Here is a 14,677-nt window from a genome sequence, read left to right on the forward strand (position 1 = left end):
TTGGATCGCTTCGAAGGCGTGCCCCACGCCAAAGAAATCGCCTCAAAAATGAAACACCGGCCGGAGTTTATACCTCCGGCCGGTGTTTTGTACGGCTTTTACTTGCCGAGCTTGGCGAGTTCGTCCGTCAGCTCAGGAACCGCCTGGTAGAGGTCGGCGACCAGGCCGTAGTCGGCGACCTGGAAGATCGGCGCGTCCTCGTCCTTGTTGATCGCGACGATCACCTTGGAGTCCTTCATGCCGGCCAGATGCTGGATCGCGCCGGAAATGCCCACGGCGACATAGAGCTCGGGGGCCACGACCTTGCCGGTCTGGCCGACCTGCCAGTCGTTCGGGGCATAGCCGGCGTCCACCGCCGCGCGCGAGGCACCGACACCGGCGCCCAGCTTGTCGGCCAGCGGCTCGATGTACTTGGCAAAATTCTCGCGGCTCTGCATGGCGCGGCCACCGGAGACGATGATCTTGGCCGAGGTCAGCTCGGGACGGTCGCTCTTGGCGACTTCCTCGCCGACGAAGGACGACAGGCCGGGATCGGCCGCCGCCGCCACGGTCTCGACCGGCGCGCTGCCGCCTTCACCCGCCGCAGCGAAGGTGGAGGTGCGGACCGTGATGACCTTCTTGGCGTCCTTCGACTTCACCGTCTGGATGGCGTTGCCGGCATAGATCGGACGCTCATAGGTATCGGGGGCGACCACCTTGATGATCTCCGAGACCTGCATGACGTCGAGCAGGGCGGCGACGCGCGGCATCACGTTCTTGAAGCGCGAGGTCGCGGGCGCGACGATCGCGTCGTAGGACGGGGCCAGCGAGACGATCAGCGCGGCCAGCGGCTCGGCGAGATCGTGAGCGTAGAGCTCGCCGTCGGCGAGCAGCACCTTCTTCACGCCGGCAAGCGTGGCGGCGGCATCCGCCGCGGCCTTGGCGTTCTGGCCGGCCACCAACACCTCGACGTCCGCGCCGAGCGCGGCAGCCGCGGTGAGGGTCTTGTTGGTCGCATCCTTGAGCGACGCATTGTCGTGTTCGGCAATCAGAAGCGTCGTCATCAGAGCACCCCGGCTTCGTTCTTGAGTTTCGACACCAGCTCGGCGACGTCCTTGACCTTGACGCCCGCCTTGCGGCCCGCCGGTTCAGTCGTCTTGAGAACCTCGAGGCGCGCGGCGACATCGACACCGTAATCGGCGACGGTCTTCTCCGCGATCGGCTTCTTCTTCGCCTTCATGATGTTGGGCAAGGAGGCGTAGCGCGGCTCGTTGAGACGAAGGTCGGTGGTGACGATCGCCGGTCCCTTCAGCTTGACGGTCTGCAGACCGCCGTCGACTTCGCGGGTGACCTTGAAGTCAGAGCCTTCGACCTCGAGCTTGGAGGCGAAGGTCGCCTGCGACCAGCCCAGCAGCGCGGCCAGCATCTGGCCGGTCTGATTGCTGTCGTCATCGATGGCTTGCTTGCCAAGGATGATGAGGCCGGGCTGCTCTTCCTCAGCAACCTTCTTCAGGATCTTGGCGACGGCGAGCGGCTCGACATTGCCTTCGGCCTTCACCAGGATGCCGCGATCGGCGCCCATGGCAAGACCGGTGCGGATCGTCTCCGACGCCTGCGCCGGTCCAATGGAGACCACCACGACTTCGGTCGCCTTGCCGGCTTCCTTCAGACGCAGCGCTTCCTCGACCGCGATTTCGTCGAACGGGTTCATCGACATCTTGACGTTGGCGAGTTCAACGCCCGATCCATCGCCCTTGACGCGGACCTTGACGTTGTAATCGACCACCCGCTTTACCGGCACTAAGACCTTCATCGATCCTCTTTCACTCAATTTGGGAGGGGGGTTATCAACTGGCGCGGAACCTAAAGGCCTGATCCGGCCCGGTCAACGCGCGAAGCGGCCAATTTTTAGTCCTTAGAAATGCGCCGCCCAAATGGGTCAGCGGTTCTGGCCCGGAACCCAGAGCACGTCCCCGGCGCCATTATGGTTAGCGGCACGGCTCGCCACGAACAGGAAGTCCGAGAGGCGGTTCATATACTGGATGCCAGCCGCGCTGACCGGCTCGCCCGGCCGGGCCGCCAGTTCCACGATGACGCGTTCCGCCCTGCGGCATATCGTGCGCGCAACGTGCAGGTAGGCCGCAGCCGGCGTGCCGCCAGGGAGCACGAAGGAGGTCAGCGGCGCGAGCTTGTCGTTGAGCGCGTCGATGTCGCGCTCGAGCCGCTCAACCTGGCTCGCGACCACCCGTAGCCGCTCGGCCTTTTTAGTTTCCTTGCCGTCACGTTCGGGCACCGCGAGATCGGCGCCGAGGTCGAACAGATCATTCTGGATGCGGCCGAGCATCGCGTCGAACTCGGGCATGTCACGCGTGTGAAGCCGCACCACGCCGATTGCGGCATTGGTCTCGTCGACGGTGCCATAGGCCTCGATGCGCAGATCGTATTTCGGCCGGCGCTCGCCCGAGCCGAGCGCCGTCGTGCCGTCGTCACCGGTCTTGGTATAAATGCGGTTCAATACCACCATGTTCAGCGTCCCATCGCCCAGACTGCGACCATGGCGATGACGATCGCCACGAACTGAAGCAGCACCCGCCAGCGCATCAGCTTCTGCGAGGTGTTTGGCGAGCCGCCGCGCATCATGTTGATGAGACCGAGCAGCAGCACCAACGCCACGGCGCCGACCGCGATCGGCAGGATGAAAGTACTCAGGATAGATGCCATCTGAGGGTAGATAACACCGTGTGCGGCGGTTCGCCATGGCGTTCCCGATCTGGCTTTTAAGCTAATAATATCAGAAGCTAGCTGGATGAATGTCGATCCGATGCAGCCGTCCTTCAACTGTCCCCGCCTGCGGGGTAGGAAAGCATCGGCCGCCAATACGGGTGCCACGTGAAAGCGATCCGCTACATCTACGTCGTGCTGGAGGATGCGTTCTACACGTTCCTGGCCGACGACGGCTGGGCGATCGCGAGCCATATCGCGCTGTCGACGCTGATGGCGCTGTTCCCGTTCCTGATCGTGCTGACCTCGCTCGCCGGCTTCTTCGGCTCCAAGGAACTCGCCGATCAGGCCGCCAGCCTGATGCTCCAGGTCTGGCCCAAGCAGGTCGCCGATTCGATCTCGGGCGAAATCCACGACGTGCTGACCACCACCCGCACCGGCATACTGACCATCGGCGCGGCGCTGTCGGTCTATTTCGCCTCGAACGGCGTCGAGGCGCTGCGAGTCGCGCTCAACCGCGCCTATGCGGTGGTGGAGATGCGGAGCTGGTACTGGCTACGGTTGGAATCGATTGCCTACACGCTCATTGCGGCCTTCACTGCCCTCGCGATGGCGTTCCTGATCGTGCTCGGTCCGCTGATCATCGAGGCGACGCGGCGCCACATTCCCCTGTTCGTCGAATCGAACGAAAGCATTCTCACCTGGCTGCGTTACGGCATCACCATCGGCGCGCTGGTGGTGGCGCTGTTGATCCTGCACGCCTGGCTGCCGGCGGGCCGGCGCGGCTTTCTCCAGATCCTGCCCGGCATCGTCTTCACCATCGTGGCGTCGCTGATCTCGGGCATCGTGTTCGGACAATATCTGGCGCGCTTCGCCAACAATTACGTGACGATGTATGCGGGGCTCGCCTCGGTGATCATCGCGCTGGTGTTTCTGTATTTCATCGCCGCGATCTTCGTTTATGGCGGCGAGCTCAATGCCGCGATCATCAAGTCGCAGCTACCTCACGGCGTGTCGCTTCAAGCAGCGCAGTCGCTAAAGCCCGCGGAGACACAGGCTTGACCAGGAAGGCGTCGGCGCCGGCTTCACGCGAGGCCGCCTCGTCCTCGCCGCGCCCGGAGACCCCGATGATGGGGATCTGAGCCAGCGGCGCCGGCATGGTGCGGATCCGCCTGATCGCCTCGACGCCGTCGATCCCCGGCAACACCATGTCCATCAGCACCGCATCGAAGGCGCCCTGCTCCAGCCGGTTCACGGCATCCTCGCCGCGCCCGATGAACTCGGCATGATGGCCAAGCTCGGTCAGGATGGTGTTGAGCACGACGCGGCCGAACGGGTTGTCCTCGACGCTGAGCACGCGCAGCGCAGCGACCGCGTCCACCCCGGCGTCGCCCTTCGATTTGCGGGACCTGGCCGGCCCCGCCGCATCCAGCGACACCGTCAGCGTGAAGGTGGCGCCGCCGCCACCGCGCGGCGCGACCGAGACGTCGCCGCCCATCGCGCGCGCCAATTGCTTCACCGAGGACAGCCCGAGACCGGCGCCGCCGAAACGCGAGGCGATGGTGACGTTGGCCTGGGTGAAAGGGCGGAACAGCCGCTTGATCTCGGCCATGGTCAGGCCGATGCCGCTGTCGGACACCGCGAAGGCGACGCCGACCTTGCCTTTGCCCTTCTTGGCAGAACGCCAGGGCGCTACCGCAAGTGCCACACCGCCCTGCTCGGTGAATTTCACGGCATTGTCGATCAGGTTCTCCAGCGCGGCGCGCAGGCGAACGGGATCGCCGACCACCAGCCCCGGTAGCTTGTCGGAGATCTCGACCTGGGCCTGGAGGCCCTTGGCCGCCGCGCGCCCGGCGAGCGAATCGCCGGTGCTGCGCGCGAGCGCCCGCAAGTCGAACAGATCCTGCCGCAGCGTGCTGCCGCCCTTCCCGGCGCCCTTGCCGGTTCTGGCAGCGTCCACGAACAGCGTGGCAAGGCTCGCCAGATGCTCGGCGCCGGCCTTGATGGTGTCTGCCCAGCGCCTCTCCCGCTCCCCGAGATCGGAGGTTGCGAGCAGGTCGCTGATCGCGAGAATGCCGGTCAGGGGGGTGCGGACCTCGTGGGCAAAGGCGGCGAGCGCCGCCTGGACCACATCTGGCGCGGCTGCCCTGGCGGCGCGCTTGCGCGGCCGCCCGGCCGCCCCGGACCGTTTCCGAGGCGGTCGCCTGGACGTCCGCGTAGTGCGCAACGCGCGCGTTTTCGCCGCCATAATTCCCCTTCGAAGTATCCCCTTCGAACCCGGGCTGTCAGCCAAGCATGACACGACGGAACCCCCGGAGTCACGGCAGCGTTTCGCTAACCCCCAGAGAAACTTAACCTAATCCCACCAGCCGGCGGACACTGGCGGGCGTGGCGCCCGCGGTGCGCAACTCCCGCAGCCCCGTCGAGCGACTGGATTTCGACAGCTTCCGTCCCTCGCCGTCACGAATCAGGGCATGGTGCCGGTAAGCGGGTTCCGGCAGGCCGAGCAGAACCTGGAGCAGGCGGTGCACCGCGGTTGCGTGAAACAGGTCCTGCCCCCGCACGATCTCGCTGACGCCCTGGAGCGCGTCATCGACGACCACCGACAGATGGTAGCTGGTCGGCGTCTCCTTGCGGGCCAGGATCACGTCGCCCCAGGCCTCCGGCCGCGCCGGGACGGTGCCACGCTCGCCATCGGGTCCCTCGCCGAGCTCGTTCCAGTTCAGGCCGGCGATGCGGCGGCAGGCGGCCGCCATGTCGAGCCGGAGCGCGTAGGGCGCGCCCGACGCGATCAACCGTGCCCGCTCGTCGGCAGGGAGCGACTTCGCATCACCGGGATAAAGCGGCGCGCCATCGGGATCGCGCGGCCACGGCCCGCCCGCCTCACGCGCGGCCACCAGCCTTGCGATCTCGGCCCGGCTTTCGAAGGCGGGATAAACAAGGCCGAGCGCGGAGAGTTTTTCGAACGCGGCACGGTAATCGGACAGATGCTCCGACTGCCGTCGCACCGGCGTCTCCCAGGCGACCCCGAGCCAGGCGAGATCCTCGTAGATCGCTGCCTCATATTCGGGCCGGCAGCGTGTCGCATCGATGTCCTCGATCCTCAGCAACAGCCGCCCGCCGCTCTCGCGCGCGCGATCGAAGTTGAGCAGCGCGGAATAGGCGTGGCCAAGATGCAGGAAGCCGTTCGGGCTGGGGGCAAATCGGAAAACGGGTGGCATGAGTTCTCGCAAGACTCGTCATTGCCGGGCTTGACTGCCACGATTGTCATTCCGGGGCGGTCCGCAGGACCGAGCCCGGAATCTCGAGATTCTCTGGTGCGCAATTGCGCACCATAGTTCGATGCTCCGGCATCGCGCTTCGCGCGATCCCCGTCGCATCGCCCCGGAATGACGGAGTAGGATATTCGATACGGGGTCAAGCCCGTGCATCACGAGTCCCATAACAATGACCATCCACCTCGAAACCCAGTCCGACCTCGAAGAAGCCGTCCACGCGCTGATCAAGCGCGATTCGCGGCTCAAGCCCGTGCTCGAGATCGCGGGCATGCCGGCGTTGCGGCGGCGCGAGCCCGGCTTCGTCGGGCTCGCCCACATCGTCTGCGGGCAGCAGCTTTCGACCGCGAGCGCGGCAGCTATCTGGGGGCGGCTGTCGGCCGCCTTCGATCCGTTCGACCATGAGGCGGTGCGGCGTGCCCGCACCGACCGGCTGGGGCGGCTTGGCCTCTCCGCCGCCAAGATCAAGACGCTGAAACATCTCGCGCGCGAGATCACCGCGCAACGGCTGAACCTCGACGTGCTCGCCGAAGAAGACGCCGAGGCCGCGCACCATACGCTGATCACGCTGCCCGGCATCGGCCCGTGGACGGCCGATGTCTATCTGCTGTTCTGCCTCGGACACGGCGATGCCTGGCCGGCTGGCGACATCGCCGTGCAGGAGGGGATCAAGGTTGGCCTGGGGCTCAAGGCGCGGCCGACGGAGAAGCAGATGGCGCCGCTCGCCGAACCCTGGCGGCCGCTGCGCGGAGCAGCCGCGCATCTGTGGTGGAGCTATTATCGCGTGATCAAGAAGCGCGAAGGTGTCATCGGCAACCAGCCCTAGCCCCGCAGCCGCTCGCGATCGGCGCGGGCGCATTCGGCGACGAAGTCGACCACGGCACGCACCGCCGACAGCTCGACCAGGTCGGGATGGGCGAGCAGCCAGAGGTCGGCGACGCTGACGAGTTTTTGCGGCGCGACGCGCACGAGATCCGGATAGCTCTCCGCGACGAAGCAGGACAGCGCGGAGATTCCGATCCCCGCGCGCACCGCCGCCAGCATGTCGCCCTGCGACGAGCAGCGCATCACGACCGTGCCCTGGCGCGTGATCGCATCGCTCCAGCGCGCCAGCTGCGCGTTGGAATCCTGGTCGGCAAAGCCGATCACGCTGTGCCCCTTCCACTCGCCGCTCCGTTCCGGCAGGGACCGGCCGGCGGCATAGTCGCGCGAGGCGTAGAAGCCGGTGCCGAGACGGCCGATCTTGCGGCCGACCAGGTTTTCCTCGCCGCTGTCGACCGGCCGCAGCACGACGTCGGCCTCCCGGCGGCGCACGCTTGCCGGGAACGGATGGGTGATGATCTCGAGCCGGATATGATCGTGCTCGTCGAGAAAGGATCGCAGCCGCGGCATCAGCCAGTGCGAGGCCAGGGTCGCGCCGATCGACAGCTTGACCGTGCCGCGCGCCTTGCGTCCGCCGGCGCCGACCGCGGCCTCGGCCCGGAGCGCGGCGGCCGCCATCGTTTCCGCATGCTCGCGTAGCGTCCGGCCGTCGGCGGTGAGCATGAAACCATCCGCAGCACGCGCCAGCAGTTTTGTGCCGAGCTGCGCCTCCAGCGCCGCGATCTTGCGGCTGACGGTCGGATGGCTGGCGTGCAGCCGCCGCGCCGCGGCGGTGAAGCTGCCGGTATCGGCGACCGCGACGAAGGTCTTGCAGAGATCCCAATCCATCGCCGCCTCCGTTCAAATCTGAATATGCGCTTGTTCAATATTGAACGATCCCCGCCCGTCGTCCAACCCTATAGTGGCGTCAAGGCGCCAAGCGAGGACACTCCGCCGGCGCGACAAATCGACATGGAAGCGCTCACCATCGCCCGCAAGGTCCGGCGATGCGCGTTATCAGGAGGATCCGATGGCACTGCCTGCCTTGCTCAAGAACAATCTGGAGCTGCCCGTCGTCGGCTCGCCGCTCTTCATCGTCTCCGGGCCGGAACTGGTGATCGCCCAGTGCAAGGCGGGAATCGTCGGCTCGTTTCCCGCGCTCAATGCCCGTCCCGTCGAGAAGCTCGACGAATGGCTGAGCCGGATCGAGGACGAGCTCGGCGAATTCAAATCGCGCAATCCCGACAGGAAGGTCGCGCCCTACGCCGTCAACCAGATCTGCCATGCCTCCAACGACCGGTTGATGAAGGACATGGAGACCTGCGTGAAGCACAAGGCGCCGATCGTCATCACCTCGCTGCGGCCGCCGGCGGAGATCGTCGAGGCCGCGCATTCCTATGGCGGGCTGGTGTTCCACGACGTCATCAACGTCAAGCACGCGCGGAAAGCGGCCGAGCAGGGCGTCGACGGCCTGATCCTGGTCTGCGCCGGCGCAGGCGGACATGCCGGCACATTGTCGCCCTTCGCGCTGGTGCGCGAGGTCAAGCAATGGTTTGACGGCGCCATCCTGCTGTCGGGCGCGATCAGCGACGGTTTTGGCATCGCCTCCGCGCTGACGCTGGGCGCCGACCTCGCCTATATGGGCACGCGCTTCATCGCGACGCAGGAAGCCAATGCCGACGAAGCCTACAAGTCGGCGCTGACGCAGCATGCTGCGCACGACATCGTCTACACTAACCTCTTCACCGGCGTGCACGGCAACTATCTCGGCCCCTCGATCGCCGCCGCAGGGCTGGACCCCGACAATCTCCCGGCCGCCGACAAATCGAAGATGAATTTCGGCTCCGGCGGCAACATGAAATCGAAAGCGTGGCGCGACATCTGGGGATCGGGCCAGGGCATCGGCCAGATCACCGACGCCCCTCCGGTCGCCGAGCTCGTCGACCGGATGAAGGGCGAATTCGATCAGGCCCGGCAGGATTTCCTGATGCGCGCCAGCGCCTGACATTTCGGACGGACAAGAAAAACGGGAGGACATCATGAAGCTGGCAGCCGCACTGATCGGCCTGTCGTTGCTGACGCTCGCGACCGGGGCCGCCCGCGCCGAAGGCAACAACGAGATCCGCATCGGACAGACCCTGCCCTATAGCGGCCCGGCCTCCGGCTTCGGCGCGATCGGACGGACGCAGGAGGCGTTCTTCGAGAAGATCAATGCCGAAGGCGGCATCAACGGCCGCAAGGTCAAGTTCATCACGCTGGACGACGCCTACTCGCCGCCGAAGACGGTCGAGCAGACCCGCAAGCTGGTGGAGCAGGACGAGGTGCTGATGATGTTCGGCTCGCTCGGCACCGCCACCAACAGCGCCGTGCAGCGTTACCTCAACGGCAAGAAGGTGCCGCAGCTGTTCGTGCTCTCGGGCGCGACGAAATGGGCCGATCCGCAGAAATATCCGTGGACCATGCCCGGCATGGCCGCCTACGAGTCCGAGGGCGTGGTCTATGCCAAACACGTGCTGCGCACCAAGCCCGGCGCCAAGATCGCCATCCTGTCCCAGAACGACGATTTCGGCCGCGACTATGTCGCCGGCTTCAAGCGCGCGCTCGGCGAGAAAGGCGCCAGCATGATCGTGGCGGAGCAGACCTACGAGACCAGCGCGCCGACGATCAGCTCGCAGCTTTCGACCCTGAAGGCGTCGGGCGCCGACGTGCTGTTCGGCGTCGTGCTCGGCAAGTTCACCTCGCAGATGGTCAAGGGCGTGGCCGAGATCGGCTGGAAGCCCGAGCTGTTCTTCGTGCCCACGTCCGCTTCGTCGATCTCGTTCCTCGAGCCGGCCGGGCTCGACAATGCGGTCGGCCTGATCTCGTCGAGCAACCAGAAGGACACGATGGACCCGCAATGGGCCAGCGATCCCGGCGTGAAGGACTATTTTGCCTTCATGAAGCAGTACATGCCGACCGCTGATCTCACCAATTCCAACTACGCCGCCGGCTACCACTACGCGACGCTGCTGATGACGGTGCTGAAGGCGTGCAAGGACGATTTCAGCCGCGACAACATCATGCGCCAGGCCGCCTCGCTGAAAGAGGTGAAGCTGCCGCTGCTGCTGCCGGGCATATCCGTCAGCACCGGCCCCGACGACTATCTGCCGTTCCAGCAGCTGCAGCTCCGCCGCTTCAACGGCAAGAGCTGGGTCGGGTTCGGCGACGTGCTGGACGATCGCTAGGCTGGAACAAGATAGGATACGCCATGATCATCAGCGGTGAACGCCGGATCGGCTATGACGAGATCCAGGCGCGCATCAGGCGGGCAGCGAGCGGGCTGCGCGCCCTTGGCCTTGGCGAGGGCGCTCCGGTCGCCATGATGCTGCGCAACGATTTTGCGCTGTTCGAGGTGGCCGCGGCCTCCGCCGCGCTGGGCAGTCCGGTGGTGCCGATCAACTGGCACCTCAAGGCCGAGGAGGTCCGCTACATCCTGACCGACAGCGGGGCGAAGATCCTGGTCTGTCATGCCGATCTGCTGCCGCAGATCCGCGCGGGCCTGCCCGAGGATGTTCGCCTGCTCGTCGTCACAACGCCGCCCGAGCTGGCGGCGACCTTCGCCATTCCCCTCGAGCTGACACAAGTCCCGGCGGGCCTGACCGATTGGGACCGCTGGCGCGATGGCCATCCGGAAATGCAGGAGCCGCCGCGCCGTGCCGCAGCAATGATCTACACGTCGGGGACCACGGGCATGCCGAAGGGCGTGCGGCGCATGCCGATGCAGCCCGAACAGGCGGCCGCCTCCGCGCGCGTCGGCGCGATCGCCTATGGCATCAAGACACGGGACAACCAGGTCGTTCTGATCAACGGGCCGATGTATCACTCGGCGCCGCACTCCTACGGCATGCTGGCGTTCCGCAGCGGCTGCACCATCGTTCTCCAGGCGCGGTTCGACGCCGAGGAGCTGCTGGCACTGATCGACCGCCACCGCGTCACGCATATCCACATGGTGCCGACCATGTTCGTCCGGTTGCTGAGGCTGCCCGAAGCGGTCAGGCAGCGCTATGACCTCTCCTCGCTGCGTTTCGTCGTGCACGGCGCGGCGCCCTGCCCGCCCGAGATCAAGCGGGCCATGATCGATTGGTGGGGACCGGTCATCAACGAATATTTCGGCTCGACCGAGACCGGCATCCCGGTGTGGCACTCGGCCGAGGAGGCGTTGAAGAAGCCCGGCACGGTCGGCCGCGCCATCGAAGGCGGCATCGTCAAGATCTTCCGCGACGACGGCAGCCTCTGCGGCGTCAATGAGGTCGGCGAGATCTACATGCGCCAGACCGCCGTGCCTGATTTCGACTATCACGGCAAGGCGCAGGCCCGCGCCGAAGCCGGGCGCGACGGCCTCGTCAGCGTTGGCGACGTCGGCTATCTCGACGAAGACGGCTATCTGTTCCTGTGCGACCGCAAGCGCGACATGGTGATCTCAGGCGGCGTCAACATCTATCCCGCCGAGATCGAGAACGTGCTGATCGCAATGCCCGGCGTGCGCGACTGCGCCGTGTTCGGCATCCCCGACGCCGAGTTTGGCGAGCGGCTGTGCGCCTGCATCGAGCCGGAGACGGGCGCGCAGCTGTCCGCCGCCGCGGTGCAAGCCTTTCTGCGCGAGCGATTGGCCAACTTCAAGGTGCCGAAGGAGGTCCAGTTTCTGGATGCGCTGCCGCGCGAGGCGACCGGAAAGATCTTCAAGCGCAAGCTGCGCGATCCCTACTGGACGAACCGCACCTGATCGGACGCGAGCAAACAGCGTTTAAAACTATGTTGAGGTTGCAAACGGCGCGCGCATAGTCGATGAGATGCCGGTGCGGATCAGAGCCGGGATCGACATCATGACAGCCACCGACTTCATCGTTGCACGGGATAATCTCGAAACCTGCAAGACGATCGCGAGCGCGCTTCCCGCGGCAGACGCGTTGCCGCAGGATGCACTCCTCGTCAGAGTCGAGCGCTTTGCGTTCACCGCCAACAACATCACCTATGCCGTGATGGGCGACGAGCTGAAATACTGGCAGATCTTTCCCGCGCCGCAGGGTTTTGGCAACATTCCGGTGTGGGGCTTTGGCGAAGTAATCGCCTCCAAACATCCGAACGTGCCGGTCGGCGAGCGGCTGTTCGGCTATTTCCCGATGGCGACGCATCTCGTGATCGAGGCCACCGACGTCAGCAAGCGCGGCTTGCGCGACGGCGCCGCGCACCGGCAGGGCGTGGCACCGGTCTACAATACCTATGCGCGCGTTGGCGGCGACCCCGCTTACGCCGGGCCGCAGGGCGACTACCAGGCGCTGCTGCGGCCGCTGTTCATGCTGTCGTTCCTGGTCGACGACTTCCTCGCCGAGAACGACGATTTTGGTGCGCGCACGGTGCTGCTGTCGAGTGCCTCGAGCAAGACCGCATTCGGCCTTGCACATCTGCTTCACACGCGCGGCCGCAAAGTGATCGGCCTGACCTCATCAGGCAATACCGGCTTTGTCACATCGCTCGGCTGCTATGACGAGGTCGTCACCTATGACCACGTGACCTCGCTGCCATCGGACGCGCCGGTTGCCTTCGTCGACATGGCCGGCAACAGCGCGCTGCGCACCACGCTGCACCGGCATTTCGGTGACCAGATGAAATGCTCGGTACGCGTCGGGTTGACGCATCGTGCGACCGATACCGACGAAGGCGTCCTGCCCGGCGCAAAGCCGCGCTGGTTCTTCGCGCCCGACCATATCCGCAAGCGCGCCAAGGAATGGGGGCCGGGCGGCATCGAGCAGCGCCTTGGCGCGGCTTGGGCCGGCTTCGCGCCGATGTTGGAGCGATGCCTGACCGTGGTCGAGAGCCGCGGGCCCGAGGCGGTGCTGCAGGTGTATCTCGATACCCTGAAGGGGCGCATTCCTCCTGAGCAGGGCCACATGCTTTCGTTGCTCGGGTAATCGGCTTCTGGCGGCCGTCGAAACCGTATAGCGTCAACCTCAGAGGAAGCGCCGCGAAGACGGCCATGAGGTCGCGCATGCTGGACAAGACGAAGGATATTTCCGTCGCCGCACAGGCTTGGCTCGACGAGTTCGAGCACTCGCTGGGCAAGCCTGAGCCCGTCACGCTGGACCGCCTTTTCCTTACCGACTGTTTCTGGCGTGACGTGCTGGCGCTGAGCTGGAACCTGCAAACGATCGCCAGCCACGATGCAGTCGTTCAGGCGCTGACAGCACTCGCACCAAAGGCCGCACCAACCAATTTCAAGCTGGCCCCGAACCGCGCACCGCCGCGCTGGGTGACGCGTGCCGGCACGAACAACATCGAGGCGCTTTTCAACTTCGAGACCGCGCTCGGCCGCGGCAGCGGCATCGTGCGGCTCGTCCCTGATGCCGCCGACGGCGACCGCCTGAAGGCATGGACGCTGCTCACCGCGCTCGACGAATTGAAGGGCTTCGAGGAGCAGCTCGGCACCTCGCGCCCGCGCGGCCAGGCCTATTCGCGCGATTTCCGCGGGCCGAACTGGCTCGACCTGCGCAACGCCTCGCGCGACTATTCCGATCGCGATCCGGCCGTGCTGGTGGTCGGCGGAGGCCAGGCCGGGCTCGCGATTGCGGCGCGGCTGAAGCAGCTGAAGGTCGACACCCTGATCGTCGATCGCGGGATGCGGATCGGCGACAATTGGCGCAAGCGCTATCACGCGCTCACCCTGCACAACCAGGTTCAGGTCAATCATCTGCCCTACATGCCGTTTCCGCCGAACTGGCCGGTCTATATCCCCAAGGACAAGCTCGCCAACTGGTTCGAAGCCTATGTCGACGCCATGGAGCTGAACTTCTGGACCGGCACCGAATTCGAGAGCGGCACCTATGACGAGGCCAAGGGCCACTGGACCGTCACGCTGCGCCGCGCCGACGGCAGCAGGCGCACCATGCATCCGCGCCATGTGATCATGGCCACCGGCGTCAGCGGCATCGCCAACATTCCCGACATTCCGACCCTCGACAATTTCAAGGGTACGCTGGTGCACTCCAGCCGCTACGAGGACGGCGAGAACTGGACAGGCAAGCGCACCATCGTCATCGGCACCGGCAACAGCGGTCACGACATCGCGCAGGACCTCCATTCCAGCGGAGCCGAGGTGACGCTGGTGCAGCGTTCGCCGACGCTGGTCACCAATATCGAGCCGTCGGCGCAGCTTGCCTACGCCACCTACAATGAGGGCACGCTCGAGGACAACGATCTGATCGCGGCCTCGATGCCGACGCCGCTCGCGAAAAAGACGCATGTGATGCTGACCGAGCAGTCGAGGCAGCTGGACAAGGAGCTGCTCGACGGCCTCTCGCGCGTCGGCTTCAAGCTCGACTTCGGCGAGGCCGGCACCGGCTGGCAGTTCAAATATCTCACCCGCGGCGGCGGCTACTATTTCAACGTCGGCTGCTCCAACCTGATCGTCGAGGGCGTGGTCAAGCTCAGGCAGTTTTCCGACATCGAGGGCTTTGTCCCCGAGGGCGCGCGGATGACGGACGGCACGATCATTGCCGCCGATCTGATCGTGCTCTCGACCGGCTACAAGCCGCAGGAATATCTGGTGCGAAAGCTGTTCGGCGAGGCTATCGCCGACCGCGTCGGCCCGATCTGGGGTTTTGGCGACGGTTTTGAGCTGCGCAACATGTACGCCCGCACGCAGCAGCCGGGCCTCTGGTTCATCGCCGGCAGCCTCGCGCAATGCCGGATCAACTCGAAATATCTCGCGCTCCAGATCAAGGCGATCGAGGAAGGGATGTTGGGGCGGGTTTAACGACACCCGTCATTCCGGGGCGGGCGCAGCGCGAGCCCGGAATCTATCCATC

Annotated in this window: 14 protein-coding genes; 7 read left to right on the forward strand and 7 right to left on the reverse strand. The window is 65.6% G+C overall.

The annotated features are described in order from the left end of the window. Positions 1-98 precede the first annotated feature (98 nt). The 4 genes from ACVJ19_RS03145 to ACVJ19_RS03160 form a co-directional block, all read right to left on the reverse strand. On the reverse strand, positions 99-1,043 hold the full coding sequence (locus ACVJ19_RS03145; RefSeq protein WP_453947980.1) for an electron transfer flavoprotein subunit alpha/FixB family protein: 945 nt from the start codon (positions 1,041-1,043) through the stop codon (positions 99-101). After that, positions 1,043-1,792: an electron transfer flavoprotein subunit beta/FixA family protein gene (locus tag ACVJ19_RS03150; RefSeq protein WP_212341089.1), complete on the reverse strand. Its 750-nt coding sequence runs from the start codon at positions 1,790-1,792 to the stop codon at positions 1,043-1,045. The genes ACVJ19_RS03145 and ACVJ19_RS03150 overlap by 1 nt, the downstream gene beginning before the upstream one ends. A 126-nt stretch (positions 1,793-1,918) precedes the next feature. After that, on the reverse strand, positions 1,919-2,503 hold the full coding sequence (locus ACVJ19_RS03155) for a cob(I)yrinic acid a,c-diamide adenosyltransferase (RefSeq protein WP_453947981.1): 585 nt from the start codon (positions 2,501-2,503) through the stop codon (positions 1,919-1,921). A 2-nt stretch (positions 2,504-2,505) separates the two neighbouring features. Then, a complete protein-coding gene (locus tag ACVJ19_RS03160; protein ID WP_453947983.1) occupies positions 2,506-2,700 on the reverse strand; it encodes a twin transmembrane helix small protein in 195 nt (64 codons plus the stop codon). 168 nt (positions 2,701-2,868) lie between these two features. On the opposite strand from ACVJ19_RS03160, the gene ACVJ19_RS03165 reads away from it, so the two are divergent. Next, on the forward strand, positions 2,869-3,762 hold the full coding sequence (locus ACVJ19_RS03165; protein WP_453947984.1) for a YihY/virulence factor BrkB family protein: 894 nt from the start codon (positions 2,869-2,871) through the stop codon (positions 3,760-3,762). Here the strand turns inward: ACVJ19_RS03165 and ACVJ19_RS03170 are convergent. Together ACVJ19_RS03170 and gluQRS are read right to left on the reverse strand one after the other, a co-directional pair. Then, positions 3,689-4,948, reverse strand: coding sequence for an ATP-binding protein (locus ACVJ19_RS03170; RefSeq protein ID WP_453947985.1), 1,260 nt, complete (start codon positions 4,946-4,948; stop codon positions 3,689-3,691). The genes ACVJ19_RS03165 and ACVJ19_RS03170 overlap by 74 nt on opposite strands. Before the next feature lie 103 nt (positions 4,949-5,051). Then, the gene (gene gluQRS / locus ACVJ19_RS03175) at positions 5,052-5,921 is read right to left on the reverse strand and encodes a tRNA glutamyl-Q(34) synthetase GluQRS (RefSeq protein WP_453947986.1); all 870 of its coding nucleotides are present in this window, start codon (positions 5,919-5,921) and stop codon (positions 5,052-5,054) included. A 226-nt stretch (positions 5,922-6,147) separates the two neighbouring features. Between gluQRS and ACVJ19_RS03180 the strand changes: the two genes are divergently transcribed. Continuing rightward, complete coding sequence (locus ACVJ19_RS03180; RefSeq protein WP_453947987.1) at positions 6,148-6,801, forward strand: DNA-3-methyladenine glycosylase family protein; 654 nt, start codon at positions 6,148-6,150, stop codon at positions 6,799-6,801. Here the strand turns inward: ACVJ19_RS03180 and ACVJ19_RS03185 are convergent. Then, positions 6,798-7,685, reverse strand: coding sequence for a LysR family transcriptional regulator (locus ACVJ19_RS03185; RefSeq protein WP_453947988.1), 888 nt, complete (start codon positions 7,683-7,685; stop codon positions 6,798-6,800). The genes ACVJ19_RS03180 and ACVJ19_RS03185 overlap by 4 nt on opposite strands. A 181-nt stretch (positions 7,686-7,866) precedes the next feature. Between ACVJ19_RS03185 and ACVJ19_RS03190 the strand changes: the two genes are divergently transcribed. The 5 genes from ACVJ19_RS03190 (at position 7,867) to ACVJ19_RS03210 (ending at position 14,625) form a co-directional block, all read left to right on the forward strand. Continuing rightward, positions 7,867-8,841 (forward strand): NAD(P)H-dependent flavin oxidoreductase, encoded by a 975-nt coding sequence (locus ACVJ19_RS03190; RefSeq protein WP_453947989.1) that lies wholly within the window; start codon positions 7,867-7,869, stop codon positions 8,839-8,841. Positions 8,842-8,875: 34 nt separating this feature from the next. Next, complete coding sequence (locus tag ACVJ19_RS03195; protein WP_453947990.1) at positions 8,876-10,060, forward strand: ABC transporter substrate-binding protein; 1,185 nt, start codon at positions 8,876-8,878, stop codon at positions 10,058-10,060. 23 nt (positions 10,061-10,083) lie between these two features. Beyond that, a complete protein-coding gene (locus tag ACVJ19_RS03200) occupies positions 10,084-11,598 on the forward strand; it encodes an acyl-CoA synthetase (protein ID WP_453947991.1) in 1,515 nt (504 codons plus the stop codon). A gap of 100 nt (positions 11,599-11,698) precedes the next feature. Beyond that, a complete protein-coding gene (locus ACVJ19_RS03205) occupies positions 11,699-12,784 on the forward strand; it encodes a DUF2855 family protein (RefSeq protein WP_453947992.1) in 1,086 nt (361 codons plus the stop codon). A gap of 77 nt (positions 12,785-12,861) precedes the next feature. Next, a complete protein-coding gene (locus tag ACVJ19_RS03210; RefSeq protein ID WP_453947993.1) occupies positions 12,862-14,625 on the forward strand; it encodes a flavin-containing monooxygenase in 1,764 nt (587 codons plus the stop codon). Positions 14,626-14,677 lie beyond the last annotated feature (52 nt).

The sequence above is a fragment of the Bradyrhizobium sp. USDA 376 genome (assembly GCF_054063675.1).